Raw genomic sequence first — 14,048 nt, forward strand, 5'->3', positions numbered from 1 at the left:
GCTCACCTCCCGAACGAGGTCGCGAGCTCGCACAGCAGCCGGGCCCCGAAACCGGTGGGGCCGGCGTTGGTCCAGGCGTCCACCGCGCCGGCCTGTGCAGTGCCCGCGATGTCGATGTGCGCCCACGGCTTCCCGGCCACGAAGTGCTCGAGGAACAGCGCGGCCGTGATCGCGCCGGCATTCGGGCCACCGATGTTCTTGATGTCGGCGACGTCGGAGTCCAGCTGACGGCGGTAGGAGCGGATGAGCGGCAGCTCCCAGACCGGCTCGTCGGCAGCGTCACCGGCGGCCCGCACCGCATCGACGACCCCGGGGTCGTTGCCCATCACGCCGGCCACCTCGGTGCCGAACGTCCGCAGGCACGCACCGGTCAGCGTGGCGATGTCGACGATCGCGTCGCACCCCGCCTCGACCGCGAGCACGAGCCCGTCGGACATCACGAGGCGGCCCTCCGCGTCAGTGTTGAGCACCTCGACCGTGGTGCCGCCGCGGGTGGTCAGCACGTCACCGAGCTGCATCGCGCTGCCCGAGGGCATGTTGTCGGTGCACATCAGCCACGCACTCACCTGCGCGCGCACGCCCAGCGCCGGCAGCGCGAGCATCGCCGCGAGGATCGCGCCAGCGCCCGTCATGTCGTTCTTCATCTGGGAGTGCGACTCGTCGCCCGGCTTGAGGCTGATGCCGCCCGAGTCGTACGTGATGCCCTTGCCCACGAGCCCCAGGCGTCCCGCCACCTCACCCTCGGGGGTGTAGCGCATCGTGATCATGCGGGGCGGCTGCTCCGAGCCGCGGTTGACCCCCAGCAGTCCGCCGCAGCCGAGCTCGACGAGCCCGTCGAGATCGGTCACCTCGACCGACAGCCCGACGGCGGAGCCGAGCTCGGCCGCGACCCTCGCCATGGCATCGGCGCTGAGCAGGGAGCCTGGGCAGGTCGCGAGGTCACGGCTCACGAGTGCAGCCCGGGCGAGCGTGTGGCCGCGCGCCGCGCCGTCCGCCACGGCGTCCGCTGCGCCCTCGGGGGCGATGAGCGTGAGGGCGGTCAGCGCGACCGGGTCCTTCGGCTGGGCCTGCGAGCGCAGGTCGAACCGGTGCCTGGACAGCAGCACCCCCTCGACGATGGCCGCCGCAGCGGACTGCGCCGTCACGCCGTCGGCTGTCGGCACGTGCATCGCGAGCGCCGCGTCACGTGGCACCGAGCGGGCGAACGCGGCGGCGGCGTCGCGCACCGAGGTGGCGGTGAGCTCGCCGAGCTCGCCGACGCCGACCGCGACGAGGGCGGGGCCGTCGCGGCGTGGCTCGGGCAGCGCCGATCCGACCGTCGGTGTGAAGCCGGCGCGTGCGAGCGCGTCGAGGTCGGTGTCCAGGTCGGCCGGCACGGGCTCGCCCTGCGCGACGGGCAGGCCGATCGCGTCGGCGGAGGTGCCGTCGCCGACGCCCACCTCGATCGAGGCGAACCACGACGGGACGAGGCGGTCCACGGGGGCAGCGGCGGGTAGCGGTGGGGTGGTCATGACGGACTCCTTCGTCGGTGGGATCAGGTGAGCTGGACAGGGGCGTCAGGACCCCAGGGGATGCCGAGCAGGAACCAGGCCACGTAGAGCACGATCCAGGTGACCAGGACCACCACCGTGTACGGCAGCATCAGCGAGATCACGGTGCCTAGGCCCGACTTCTTCACGTACCGCTGCGCGATCGTGACGATGAACGGCAGGTAGACCATCAGCGGGGTCACCACGTTGATCGGTGAGTCGCCGACCCGGTAGGCGGCGAGCAGCGTCTGCGGCGCGACGCCGAGCGTCGCGAAGATCGGGATGAACACGGGCGCGAAGATCGCCCACTTGGGGATGAGGCCGGGGAGGATGATGTCGAGGACGACGATCACCAGGATGAACGCGATGAGCAGCACCAGGGCGGGAACCTCGGCCTGCTCGAGCAGCTGAGCGGCCTCGACGGCGGCCACCGTGGGCAGGTTGGTCCAGTTGAAGAGGGCGATGAACTGGGCGATCATCAGGAACATCACGAGCAGGCCGCCGAGAGAGCCGATCGTCTTGGAGATGGCCGCCACGATCTCGTCGCCGGTCTTCAGCGTGTTGGCGCCGCGGCCGTAGGCGATGCCGCAGATGAGGAACGCCAGCGAGATGGCGAAGATCAGGCTCGCCATGAACGGTGTGGTGCCGATGAGATCGCCGGTCGCGGGGTCGCGTAGCGGGGCGCCCGGCGGCAGCGAGAGCGCCAGCATCACGGCGACGACCCCGAGTGCGGCGAAGCCGGCGAACCTCAGCCCGCGGGCCTCGGCGGCGGCGTCGACCTCCTCGGCGGGGACGAGCGCGTTGCCCGCTTCGGCGGGGTCGTACTTGCCGAGCCGGGGCTCCACGAACTTGGTGGTCAGGAACGTCACCACGACCGCGAGGACGAGGGAGGAGACGATCGAGAAGTAGAAGTTCTGGGTGACGTTGATGGATTCCATACCGAGGGTGCCGAGCACGTCGTTGGTGATCTCGGTGATCATCGAGTCGCTCGGGGTGATCAGCAGGTTGACCCCGAACACCGCGCCGACGGCGGCGAACACCCCGGCCATCCCGGCCAGCGGGTGCCGGCCCACCGAGGCGTACGCAGCTGCAGCGAGCGGGATGAGGATGAGGTAGCCGGCGTCGGTGGCGACCGAGGACAGCACGCCGACGAAGATGAGGATGAAGGGCAGCAGCTTCGGCGGTGCGACCTTGACGACCCGGCGGATCAGCGCCGCCATCAGGCCCGCCGCCTCGGCGGCGCCGACGCCCGCCATCGACACGATCACCACGGCCACCACGCCGAAGCCCGCGAAGTTGTCGACGAACGAGGAGAAGAAGAACCGGGCGCCCTCGATCGAGATCAGGCTGCGGATGGGGAACTCCTCCTCGACCACCACGAACTCCGGCAGCGTGGCCGGGAGACCGGTGGTGGAGTCGTAGAGCGAGTAGGTGCCACCGAGGTGCTCGTTGATGGCGAGGAAGTCGTCGGTGGGGACCGGCACGACGACGTCGTCCGTCACCGACACACCCGCCCAGGCCAGCAGCATCGACAGCACGGCGATGAAGCCGATGAGGTAGACGAACAGCAGCGTGGGGTTCGGGACCTTGTTGCCGAGTCGCTCGATGCCGTCGAGCAACCGGGCCATGGCGCCCGGCGAGGTGGTGTCGGCCGCAGAGCTCATGGGGTTCTTCTCTCTTCTCCGGATGGGGTGACGGCGGGATCGCCCTCGTCGTCGACGTTGCGTGTGGTGAGTCGCCACCAGCCGAGGGTGACCAGGCCGAGCGCGAGGGTGCCGAGGATCGTCGTGAAGCGCCAGATCACGACGGCGGCCACGACGTCGGCCTCGTAGGCGAGCCCGGCCATGGTTGTGAGTGAGCCGACGAGCACGGCGTCCAGGACACCGAGCCCGAACAGCGGCAGCAGCGTCAGCGGGTACAGGATGAGCAGCGCGGGGATGATCTCCAGCGCGGTCAGCGTGCCGGCGGGGATCCCCACGCCCCGGGCGGAGAGCACCAGGATCGTGGCGTCGGCCAGCACCATGCCCACGAGGGCGAGCATCGAGGGCAGCAGCCCGCGGCGCAGCGAGTCGGCCGAGCGTGCCCGCAGGTCCACGAGGGAGTCAGCCCAGGCGCGCGGGTCGACGTCCTTGCGGAACCGCCGCACCACCGATCCGGCAGTGCGGCCCAGCCAGCCGGCGATCTCGTCGGAGCGCAGCAGCAGCACGAGCCCTCCGAGCAGCACGGCAGCGACCACCACGCACGCGAGAGCGAGCAGCCACTGGCGGCGCTCGGCCTCGTGGACGCCGAGCAGCAGGAGCCCGAGCGGCGGGGCGAGGAACCGGATGGCGTAGAACTTGGCCGTGTTGAGCGCACCGCCGGTGACTCCGGCGGCCGGGTCCAGGCGCCACGAGCGGAACATCGAGATCCGCACCACGAGGTCGCTGGGCGGTGGTGCGAAGGTGCCCACGAGGTTCGCGGTGGTGTCGCTGAGCATCGACTTGCCGAGGGTCAGGCCGGGCACGTAGTAGGTCAGTGGCACCGAGTTGAGCAGCTGCCGCAGCACGAGCGCCAGCAGCAGCGGCAGCACCACCCAGCCGGCCAGGCCCGACAGCGCGCCCCAGACGGCGCTCCAGTCGACCCGGCCGATCAGGCGCTGCAGCGCGAACCAGGCGAAGATCGCGACGGCGAGCGCGATCGCCCAGCGCAGCAGCCGCCGTCCGAGGCTCGTGGGCCGGACCATCAGGACCCCCAGATCAGTGGGATGAGGGCTACGGCGACGACGAACCACACGAGCGTCAGCACCAGCCCGAGTCGCCAGTAGTCGCCGAACCGGTAGCCGCCGGCGCCCATCACGATCATGTTCGCCGGGGTGGCGATCGGCGTGAGGAACGAGGCGGCCCCCGCCACGGCGACCAGCATGAGCACGGGTGCCGGACCGACCCCGGCGGCCTCGCCGGCGGCGAGCGCGATCGGCGCGACGATCAGGACCGTGGCGGTGTTGCTCACCGCCTGGCCCAGCACGACCGTGACGGCGAACAGCAGGGCGAGCAGCACCCGAGGGCCGGTGCCGGCCACGAGGTCGACGATGAGGTCGGCGATGAGGTCGGCCGCGCCCGAGCTGGCGATCGCGACCGAGAGCGGGATCAGCCCACCGATGAGCACGACGGTCTGCCACGAGACGGCGCGGTACGCCTGGTAGGGCGTGATCACGCGGGTGAGCACCATCAGACCGGCCCCCACGAGAGCGCTGATCGCCGGGGAGGTGATGCCGGTGGCCAGCAGCGCCACGGTGACTGCGAGGACCCCGAGTGCGAGCCAGGCGCGCCGACCCAGCGGTGCGTTCTGGCGGCGGATCAGGTCGGGGTCGCTGATCAGCAGCACGTCGGACTCGCGGGCGAGGTCGTTGACGGCCGCCCACGGTCCGTGCAGCAGCAGCATGTCGCCCTCGTGGAGCACGGTGCCCTGGGGGCCGCGGCTGCGGCCGAAGCGGCCCACCGTCAGCAGCGTGAGCTCACCGCGTGTGGTGCCCGGGTAGACGCGCTCGCCGACCAGTCTGGACCGGGGTGGCACGACCACCTCGGCGATGCCGGCTGCGTCCGAGAGCAGGTTGCCGGGAGATCCGCGCGTGAGCGGGCGGCTCAGCACCGAAAGCCCGTGCTCCGCCCTGATCGACTCGACCTGCTCGGAGCTGCCGGACAGGATCAGCACGTCGTCGTCGGCGAGGTGGGCGTCCGGGGGTGCGCTCGCGCCGTCGGGGCGTTGCAGCGCGATGGGGGTCACCGCCGCGGTCGCGACGCTGGTGCCGATCTTGCCCACCAGGCTGGAGCCCGCCGGCACCAGCAACCGGTAGAAGCCCTGCTCGAGCGTGTAGCCCTCGATCAGGGTGTCGACGTGCCCGCTGAGATCCGCGGTCTGCTCGATCGGGTCGCGGTGCGGCACCAGCCGGCCGGCCCCCGCGAGGCAGACCACCATCGTCACCAGCACCAGCGGTCCGCCGATCAGCGCGAACTCGAAGAACCCGAACCCTTCACCGGTGAGCTCGTGGAGGGCGTCTGAGACGATCACGTTGACCGTGCTGCCCGAGAGCACCAGCAGGGCACCGGCGCTCGCCGCGAACGCCACCGGCATCAGCAGCGTGGCCGGCAGGACCCCGGCCCGCCTCGCCGCCACCACGGTCACGGGCAGCAGCGCCGCGGCGGAACCGTTCGGGGTGACGAAAGCACCCATGAGGGCGGCGAGCGCGGTCAGCCCGAGCAGCAGCGCCGCCCGCCGGGTGCCGACCCGCCGCACGAGGGTCTGGCCTGCCCAGCCGGTGACGCCCGAGGCGTCCAGACCCTCGGAGACCATGAACAGGCCGACGATGAACACGACGATCGGTTCGCCGAAGCCCGCGACCGCCGTCGTCGAGTCGACCAGGCCGGTGACGTAGAGCGCGAGAGCTGAGATGACCGCGACGATGCCGACCGGGAGCCGGTTCCAGATGAACAGGGCGACCGTGGCTGCGAGGACGACCAGGCTGGTCGTGGCGTCGGACATCGTCTCCCCCTGATCCCGCGCCGGCCCTCAGGTCGGGGGGCTGGGCCGGGCGGAGACGCTCATGGTGTCGCCAGTGCCTTGGCCTTGAGGCCGGCGAACTCGTCCTGCGTGATGGTCCCCGCGTCGAGGAGCTGCTTGGCTTGCGCGATCTCCTGCGCGGGGGAGGCTGCGACCTCACGGATGTAGGCGTCGGCGGCCGCCTTCGTGCGCTCCGCGACGGCGGCACTTCGCTCCGCCATGCCTTTGCCTCGGACCAGCAGGTAGATCAGCGCGCCGAGCAGCGGCGCCACGAAGAGCAGGAGCAACCACAGTGCCTTCGTGAGGCCGCCGGTGCTGCGGTCCCGGAAGAGGTCGCCGAAGATCTGGAACAAGACCGTGAGGTAGGTGAGAAGCAGGAAGATCTCGATGACGAGCCAGAACCAATGCCAGAACGTGGACACCTAGGCCGCCCGGATGTCGCCCGTCGGTGGGTGGCATCTTCGTCGGAGCGTAGTGGCGGCGTCGTCGCCGCCGATATCCCCAGAACTAGGGGGTCCGGGCAGGGGGCCCGGTCTCGGTGGTCGACCGGCCTCCACGGCCTCGGTGTCGATCCTGACACACTGCACCGGTGCCGGATCTGTCGCTGCTCGCCTGGGCCGCTCTCGCCCTGGGCGCCGTGACGGTGGGAATCAGCAAGACCGCCATCCCGGGCGCCAACATCGCGGTCGCCCTGTTCGCCATGTTCCTGCCGGCGAAGCCCTCCACGGCGGCTCTGCTGGTGCTGCTGATCGTGGCCGACGTGTTCGCCGTGGTCTTCTACCGCCGGCACGCGGACTGGCGGATCCTGCGGAGGCTGATACCTCCGGTGCTGGTGGGCCTGGTGCTCGGGACGGTGTTCCTCTCGCAGGCCTCGGACGCGCTGGTGGGGCGGGTCATCGCGGTGATCCTCATCGGCGTGATCGCGCTGGGGCTGGTGCAGCGCCGGCGTGCGGAGCGGCGCGAGCGGGCGGGCGTGGAGGTCGCCGAGACCGGTCGCGGAACGGCGCTAACGCAGAGCGCTGTCTACGGAAGCCTCGGCGGGTTCACCACGATGGTGGCCAACGCCGCCGGGCCGGTGATGAGCATGTACTTCCTCGCGGTGCGGCTCCCGGTCACCGTGTTCCTCGGGACATCGGCCTGGTTCTACTTCGTGGTCAATCTCAGCAAGGTGCCGTTCTCGGCCGGCCTCGGTCTGTTCAGCGCCGAGCTGCTGCTGCTCGACCTCGCGCTGGTGCCCTTCGTGGTGCTCGGCGCGCTGGTGGGCAGGCTGATCGTCCACAGGATCAGCCGGCGGATGTTCGAGTGGACGGTCATCACACTCAGCGTCCTGGGAGCCGTGTACCTGCTGGTCCGCTGACCGCGGCGCGGTGTCGAGACTCAGGCCACGTTGCGGGGCCGGAACGTCAAGGTGACCTCGCGCCGGCGCTCTCTGTCCGTGCCCGACCTGGGGGATCGGGGGCCGGGCGGTTCGGGTGGACCGGTCGTGTACTGCTGGCCGGTGGGCGTGGTGGTGACGACCCGATGTCGACCGCCGCCCTCATCGACGGACTCGGTGCTCCACCCCGGTGCCTCCTTGGCGAGGTTGCATGCCTGGCACTTGCCCTGACCGTTGCTGAGCGACGTGCCTCCGCCCCGGGCGTGCGAGCGCGCATGGTCAGCCTGTCGGATCGGTGCTCCGCACCAGGGTGTGCGGCAGTACTGGTCTCTGAGTCGGATCAGCTGCTGGACTCCGGTCGGGAAGCGACGCCGGCGGGAGTCGAGCGCCACGAGCTCGCCACTGGTCGGGTGGGCGTAGATCCGGCGCAGCCAGACTCGGTCGGCGGGCGTGAGTGCTGCCATCTGCCGCGCAAGATCGGCATCGACGAGCCCGTAGCCCTCCATGAACACCTCGCCCTCGCTGACCTCGCCGGTTCCGAAAAGCTGCCGCTCGGTCATCAGCAGGTTGATCACCACGCCGGTGCCCGCGGGCGCGCCGCGAATCTCGGTCACACTCACGCCTGCAGGTTCATCGACATCCGAGGTGTGCGCGGCAGCCGGTCCAGTGCCGGTAGCCGGTGCAGGTCGCATCGCCCCACAGTCGGCCCGTTCACCTCCGGCCGCGGCGGCTCCCGGACCGGCGGTCGCGCCGGCCAGTACCGACTCGCAGAGCATGTCGGCCATCAGCTGGCCGCGGGTGCGGGTGGTGCCAGCGGCGGTGGCGCTGTCGGCTGCGCGAGTCAGCGCGGCATAGACCGCCACACCATCGGCGACCGGCAGCAGCGCCGTCAGGTAGGTCATCGTGTCCGGTGCGGGCCGCAGCGTCACGCACCGCTCCGACTCGGCGCGGCGGCGCTGCCCGACCACCGCCGCAGGGTCCAGCCGGGACGCCCACCGCGCGACAGCACCCTGCACCCCGCGCTCACCCAGCCGCTCGACCGCCTCGGGATCGCCGGCGACCTGCTGGTCGACCAGCAGCCGATCCTCACGACTGAGGCAGGTGGTTCCCCGCGCCATCAACGTGGCCGATCGTTCGGTGATCAGCCCGGACCGCATGGCACGCGCCGTGCTCGGAAGCTCGGACTGCAGGATCCGCGCGAGTGATAGATGCTGCTGACCGCGGTGCGGTGAGACCCGCCGGGCCAGCGCGATCTGCGCCGCGATCCCGCGGCCGCGCCGGTGCTTCGGGAGGCCGGCATCGCGCTGCTGCGCCAGCTGGGACGCATCGAAGGCTGCCGTGAGCGCAGCCTGGCAGCCCGCGGCCGCGTTCTTGAGGTCCTCCAGTGCGCGGATGAGCTCGAGCCGCTCGGCATCGGCCGCGGCACCTGATCCTTCCGGCCCGCTGGCAGCCGCCAGCGCCGCGACCGCAGCCCTGAGCGCTGGCGCGGTGACAACACCAGCAGTGGCATGCTGCGTCGTCTGTGACGCGGAACCGCCGCCACTCGTCGCCAATGAGTCGAACATGTGTTCTACAATAGCGTGTCCGCAGACACCGCACAACCCCTCGGTGGACCTTCTTCTGCCGCGTCGGAGTGCACGACATCCGTGCTGGTTGTTGACAGTGCTGAGGCACCCGTTCGCCCATGGCCCGTGGCACGCCGTGCGCGCCGGCCCGCTCGGCACGATGCCCGTGCCCTGCTGGGGCGAGGGCATATCAGCTCGACCACGCCGCGCGAGCCCGCCAGGATCGACCCGATGCGCACCCCGATGCACGACGACGAGACCCTCACCGATGCCCCGCTCGCCCGCCGGCTGCTGGCCGAGCAGGCGCCGCAATGGGCCGACCTCCCGCTGGCGTTCGTGGAGCACTTCGGCACGGACCACGATGTCTACCGGCTCGGCGCAGACATGTCGCTGCGGCTTCCCCGCTCCGCCTGGGCGGGCACCCAGGCTGCGAAGGAGAGCACGGTGCTGGCGGCGATGGCGCACCGTCTCTCGTTGCCCGTCCCTGAGGTCCTGCTCCTCGGAGAACCGACCGAGGAGTTTCCGCACCCCTGGTCGGTGCAGCGATGGCTGCCCGGCGCAGCCGCCACCGAGGCCCAGGCCGATCCGGAGCTGCTCGCCGCCGATCTGGCCACCTTCGTGCTCTCGCTGCGGACCGTCCCGATCGAGGGTGCGCCGCCGCTCCCGGCGTCGGCGCGAGGTGGCGAGCTGGCCCTGCACGACGAGGTCGTCGGCCTGCGGATCGCCGAGCTCGGGCAGCGCGTGGAGGCACAGACCATGGTGAGGGCGTGGGAGGAGTCGCGCTCCGCCGTCGGCCCCTCGGGCGCGGCATGGACTCATGGCGACCTCCTCCCCGGGAACCTCCTTCTCGCGGAGGGGCGGCTCAGCGGCGTCATCGACTTCGGAGCCCTCAACGTGACCGACCCCGCGCTCGACCTCACGCCCTGCTGGTATCTGTTCGACGGCGTGGCCTCGCCTGCCGGGCAGCACTACCTCACTGCTCTGGAGGCGACCGAGGCCGATGTGCGCAGGGCGCGTGGCTGGGCGCAGCTGCAGGCGCTCAACGCGCGCGGCTACTACGAGGGCACCAACCCGGGCATGGCCGGGCTCGCTGAGCGTGCGCTGGCCCTGATCGCGGCCGAGGCCTGAGCTACGGCGTCGGCGCGTCCTCGGCGAGCAGGCCAGCGCTTCGGAGGTCGTCCCACAGCCCGGCCGGGACCTCGGCCCGCTCCCGGGCGACGGCGTCGGTGACATCCTGCGCCGATCTCATCCCGACGACGGTCGAGACCACGGCGGGGTGACCGCTCACGAAGGCGACCGCAGCCTCGGGCAGCGTGACGCCGTGCTGCTCGCAGAGATCGGCGATCGCGTGCACCCGGCGCAGCAGTTCCTCGGGCGCGGGCGCGTAGTTGTAGGTGGCGCCCTCGCGCGGTCGCGGCCGCGCGAGCAGCCCGGAGTTGTAGACGCCGGCGATGACGATCCCCACCTGGTTCTCGGTCGCGGCGGGCAGCAGGTCGGTCAGTGCCGGCTGCTCGAGCAGCGTGTAGCGGCCCGCGCACATGAGCACGTCGACATCGGTCTCGCGCGCGAACCGCGCCAGGTGCTCGGAGAAGTTCATCCCCGCCCCGACGGCGCTCAGCACGCCCTCCTCGCGCAGCTCGACCAGAGCCGGGATCGCCTCCGCGACCGCCTGGTCCATGCGCTCCTCGGGGTCGTGCAGGTAGGCGATGTCGATCCGGTCCAGACCCAGGCGCTCGAGCGAGTCCTCGATCGAACGTCGGATCCCGTCCCGCGTGAGGTCCCACTCGCGCCGTCGATCGGTCGGGACGGCGAAACCGCCGTCCTCCAGATCGGAGCCACCGGCGGTCTCGGGGGAGTCGACGATGAGCCGCCCCACCTTGGTCGAGAGCACCAGCTCCTCGCGCGGCAGCTCGGCGAGCAGCGGACCGAGCCGCCGCTCCGACAGCCCGAGCCCGTAGTGGGGAGCGGTGTCGACGTAACGGATGCCGCTGTCCCAGGCGGTCCCGACGGCGGCCGCGATGTCCTCGTCGGTGCGCGGGCGACCGAGGTTGCCGGCCTGGGCGCCGCCGAAGCCGATCGCCGTCAGGTGTACATCAGGTCGCTTGGGAAGGGGGCGTGTCTGCATCGTTGCCTCGGCTGCCTGTCCAGGGGATCGGCGAGCTCGGACCCGGGCGGCGAGCTCGTACGCCGCACCGTACTGTCCCGCCCGGGGTGTCCGAGAACGGCGCCACAGAACGAGACCCGCCCTCAGGAGTAGTAGAGCGCGACCGGCCTGCCGTCGATCTCGTGGACGTCGACCGGGGTGTCGTACACGCGCTCGAGAACGGCGGCGTCCATCACCTCGGCGGCGGGGGCGTCGGCCACCACCCGACCCTCCCGCATCGCCACGATCCGGTCGGCGTAGGTGGCGGCGAAGTTGATGTCGTGCAGCACGACGACGATCCGCTTGTCGAGCTCGTCGGCCATCCGCCGCAGCAACTTCATGATCTCGGTCATGTGCCGCAGGTCGAGGTTGTTGAGCGGCTCGTCGAGTAGCACGTACCGGGTGTCCTGCGCGAGCACCATCGCGATGAAGGCCCGCTGGCGCTGACCGCCCGAGAGCTCGTCGAGGAACCGGCCCCGGTAGGCGTCCAGCTCGAGGTAGTCGATCGCGCGCTCGATGTGGTCACGATCCACCTCGGTGAGCCGGCCGCGCGAGTGCGGGAACCGCCCGAACTCGACCAGGTCGTGCACGGTCAGCCGCGCCCCCACGTGGTTGTCCTGCCGCAGCACCGCGAGTGCGGTGGCGAGCTCGGGCGAGGAGGCGGTCGCGACGTCGAGGCCGTCGACGCTCACGGTCCCGGCATCTGGCTTGAGCAGCCGGCCGACCAGCGAGAACAGCGTCGACTTGCCGGCGCCGTTGGGTCCGATGAGCGCGACGATGCCCTCGCCCCCGAAGGTGAGGGAGACGTCGTCGACGACGGTCGTGGAGCCGTAGCGCTTGGTGACGTTCTCGAGCGCGATCATCGCGCCCCCTTTCGTAGCACCAGGTAGAGGAAGAAGAGGCCACCGGCGAACTCGATGATCGTCGAGAGCGTGCCGCCGTAGCCGAACACCTGCTCGAGGACCAGCTGGCCCCCGATCAGGCAGAGCATGCCGATGCCGACCGCGCAGGGCAGCGTCCACGCATGCCGGAACGAGCCGGCGTAGGAGTACGCGAGGTTCGCGACGATCAGGCCGAAGAACAGAATCGGGCCCACGAGCGCCGTCGACGCCGCGACCATGAGCGAGACGATCGTGAACAGGGCGAGCACCACGCGCCGGTGCTCCACGCCCAAGCCGATCGCCGCCGGCGCGCCGAGGGTGAGCACGTCGAGCGTGCGCAGCAGCGGCACGGTGGCGATGGCGCCGGCCACGACGAGGGCGCCCGTGAGCGTCAGCAGCAGCTCGTCGGGTCGCGTCAGCGACGCGAACATCGCGTCGGAGAGCACCTGGAAGTCGAGGGGGTCGAGCATCCGCTGCATCCACTCGGCGAAGCTGCGGAAGAAGACCCCGAGCACGATGCCGACCAGCAGCATCAGGTGGACCGAGCGGCGACGGCCCCCGAAGAGCCAGGTGAACAGCGCGGAGCTGAACGTCATCATCACGCCGACCTGGACCAGCCACAGCGTCAGCGGGTCGAACGTGAGGAACGACTGCGACCCGAGGAAGAACACGATGATCGTGGAGATCAGCACGTAGAAGGCGTCGAACCCCATGATCGACGGCGTGAGGATGCGGTTCGCGGTGATCGTGTGGAACACGACCGTCGAGACCCCGACGGCGGTCGCGACCACGAGCATCGCCGCCACCGTGAGCCCTCGGATCCGCAACGCGAACGCCAGCGATCCCGGCACGTCGGTGAACAGGTAGATCCCGACGGCCACGGCGATGACCGCGGCGAGCACGGTGAGCCGGACCCACGGCTGCGACCACAGCTCGCGCAGCCCGCGGCCGCGGCGCAATGGTGCGGGGATCTCGGGTGCCCCGACCTCGAAGGTGTCAGTGGGCACGGGTTCTCCTGCGCAGCAGCAGCCAGAGGAACAACGCGGCCCCGATCACCCCGACGATCACCGACAGCGGGATCTCGTAGGGGAACCGGATGAGCCGGGCGAGGATGTCGCACGCGACCACGAACAGCGCGCCGAGACCGGCGACCCACGGGATGGCTCGCCGCACGTTGTCACCGATGATCAGGCTGACGACGTTCGGCACCACGAGCCCGAGGAACGGGATCATGCCCGCGGTCACCAGCACCGCCGCGGTGATCACGGCGATGATCACCATGCCGACGGCGACCACCCGTTGGTAGTGCAGGCCGAGGTTGGTCGCGAACTCCTCACCGAGGCCGACCACGCTGAAGCGGTCCGCCGCGAACCACGCGACGACGACCATCGCGGCTGCGACCCAGACCAGCTCGTAGCGGCCCTGCATCACGGTCGAGAAGCTGCCCTGCGCCCACTGCCCGAGCGACTGGAGCAGGTCGAGCCGGTAGGCGAAGAACGTGGTGACCGAGCCGATGATGCCGCCGAGCATGATGCCGACGAGCGGCACGAGCACCAGCTGTCGGACCGGGATCGCGCGGATGACGCGCAGGAACACCCAGGTGCCGAGCAGCCCGAAGACGGCGGCGACGGCCATCTTCCCCATCACGGCCAACCCTGGCCAGAGCACGATCGTGAGCAACATCCCGAAGGTCGCGAACTCGGTGACGCCCGTGGTGCCGGGCTCCACGAACTTGTTGCGCACGAGCATCTGCATGATCAGGCCGGCGATGCCGAGCGATGCGCCCACCAGGACCACCGCGACGGTGCGGGGCGCCCTGCTGACGACCAGCAAGAACGCCGCCGTTCCCTCGCTGCCGCCGCTGATCAGGGAGGCGGGTGAGACGTCCGAGACGCCGATGAACAGGCTCAGGATCGTCAACGTGTCCAGCAGCACGCCGATCAGCGCCCCCACCCAGGCCCGTCGGGGACGGGGCGGGGCGGGGGCGCTGACGGTCTCGGCGACAGCGGTGGTCACGTG

At 70.9% G+C, this 14,048-nt stretch carries 12 protein-coding genes; 2 read left to right on the top strand and 10 right to left on the bottom strand.

The features are described 5' to 3' along the window. Nucleotides 1-2: 2 nt before the first annotated feature. From GPA03_RS17795 to GPA03_RS17815, 5 genes are read right to left on the bottom strand one after another with little or no spacing between them, the layout of a single operon-like run. Nucleotides 3-1,511, bottom strand: coding sequence for a leucyl aminopeptidase family protein (locus GPA03_RS17795; protein ID WP_156253398.1), 1,509 nt, complete (start codon nucleotides 1,509-1,511; stop codon nucleotides 3-5). A gap of 23 nt (nucleotides 1,512-1,534) precedes the next feature. Beyond that, on the bottom strand, nucleotides 1,535-3,193 hold the full coding sequence (locus GPA03_RS17800) for an AbgT family transporter (RefSeq protein ID WP_156253399.1): 1,659 nt from the start codon (nucleotides 3,191-3,193) through the stop codon (nucleotides 1,535-1,537). Next, a complete protein-coding gene (locus tag GPA03_RS17805) occupies nucleotides 3,190-4,251 on the bottom strand; it encodes a lysylphosphatidylglycerol synthase domain-containing protein (protein ID WP_156253400.1) in 1,062 nt (353 codons plus the stop codon). Before GPA03_RS17805 ends, GPA03_RS17800 begins: the two co-directional genes overlap by 4 nt. Further along, nucleotides 4,251-6,047, bottom strand: coding sequence for an SLC13 family permease (locus GPA03_RS17810; protein WP_156253401.1), 1,797 nt, complete (start codon nucleotides 6,045-6,047; stop codon nucleotides 4,251-4,253). Before GPA03_RS17810 ends, GPA03_RS17805 begins: the two co-directional genes overlap by 1 nt. Nucleotides 6,048-6,106: 59 nt before the next feature. Continuing rightward, the gene (locus tag GPA03_RS17815; RefSeq protein WP_156253402.1) at nucleotides 6,107-6,487 is read right to left on the bottom strand and encodes an SHOCT domain-containing protein; all 381 of its coding nucleotides are present in this window, start codon (nucleotides 6,485-6,487) and stop codon (nucleotides 6,107-6,109) included. A 167-nt stretch (nucleotides 6,488-6,654) separates the two neighbouring features. Between GPA03_RS17815 and GPA03_RS17820 the strand changes: the two genes are divergently transcribed. Then, nucleotides 6,655-7,422, top strand: a complete 768-nt coding sequence (locus GPA03_RS17820; RefSeq protein WP_156253403.1) for a sulfite exporter TauE/SafE family protein — start codon at nucleotides 6,655-6,657, stop codon at nucleotides 7,420-7,422. A gap of 20 nt (nucleotides 7,423-7,442) precedes the next feature. Here GPA03_RS17820 and GPA03_RS17825 read toward each other — a convergent pair whose 3' ends face one another. Continuing rightward, the gene (locus GPA03_RS17825; RefSeq protein WP_156253404.1) at nucleotides 7,443-9,005 is read right to left on the bottom strand and encodes an HNH endonuclease; all 1,563 of its coding nucleotides are present in this window, start codon (nucleotides 9,003-9,005) and stop codon (nucleotides 7,443-7,445) included. Nucleotides 9,006-9,236: 231 nt separating this feature from the next. Here GPA03_RS17825 and GPA03_RS17830 point away from each other — a divergent pair, with 231 nt between their 5' ends. Further along, nucleotides 9,237-10,133 carry a phosphotransferase gene (locus GPA03_RS17830; RefSeq protein WP_156253405.1) on the top strand — a complete coding sequence of 299 codons (897 nt, stop codon included), beginning with the start codon at nucleotides 9,237-9,239 and terminating at the stop codon, nucleotides 10,131-10,133. Nucleotide 10,134: 1 nt separating this feature from the next. On the opposite strand, the gene GPA03_RS17835 is transcribed toward GPA03_RS17830, so the two are convergent. The 4 genes from GPA03_RS17835 to GPA03_RS17850 all read right to left on the bottom strand — a co-directional run bounded on the left by GPA03_RS17835 (nucleotide 10,135) and on the right by GPA03_RS17850 (nucleotide 14,045). Next, nucleotides 10,135-11,130: an aldo/keto reductase gene (locus tag GPA03_RS17835; protein ID WP_156253406.1), complete on the bottom strand. Its 996-nt coding sequence runs from the start codon at nucleotides 11,128-11,130 to the stop codon at nucleotides 10,135-10,137. Between the two features lie 122 nt (nucleotides 11,131-11,252). After that, nucleotides 11,253-12,011, bottom strand: a complete 759-nt coding sequence (locus tag GPA03_RS17840) for an iron ABC transporter ATP-binding protein (RefSeq protein WP_156253407.1) — start codon at nucleotides 12,009-12,011, stop codon at nucleotides 11,253-11,255. After that, on the bottom strand, nucleotides 12,008-13,036 hold the full coding sequence (locus tag GPA03_RS17845) for an iron chelate uptake ABC transporter family permease subunit (RefSeq protein ID WP_156253408.1): 1,029 nt from the start codon (nucleotides 13,034-13,036) through the stop codon (nucleotides 12,008-12,010). The genes GPA03_RS17840 and GPA03_RS17845 overlap by 4 nt, the downstream gene beginning before the upstream one ends. Continuing rightward, complete coding sequence (locus GPA03_RS17850; RefSeq protein ID WP_206673625.1) at nucleotides 13,026-14,045, bottom strand: ABC transporter permease; 1,020 nt, start codon at nucleotides 14,043-14,045, stop codon at nucleotides 13,026-13,028. Before GPA03_RS17850 ends, GPA03_RS17845 begins: the two co-directional genes overlap by 11 nt. Between the last annotated feature and the right edge of the window lie 3 nt (nucleotides 14,046-14,048).

It is taken from the genome of Pseudactinotalea terrae (genome assembly GCF_009733845.1).
In the GTDB taxonomy this organism is placed as follows: Bacteria; Actinomycetota; Actinomycetes; order Actinomycetales; family Beutenbergiaceae; genus Pseudactinotalea; species Pseudactinotalea terrae.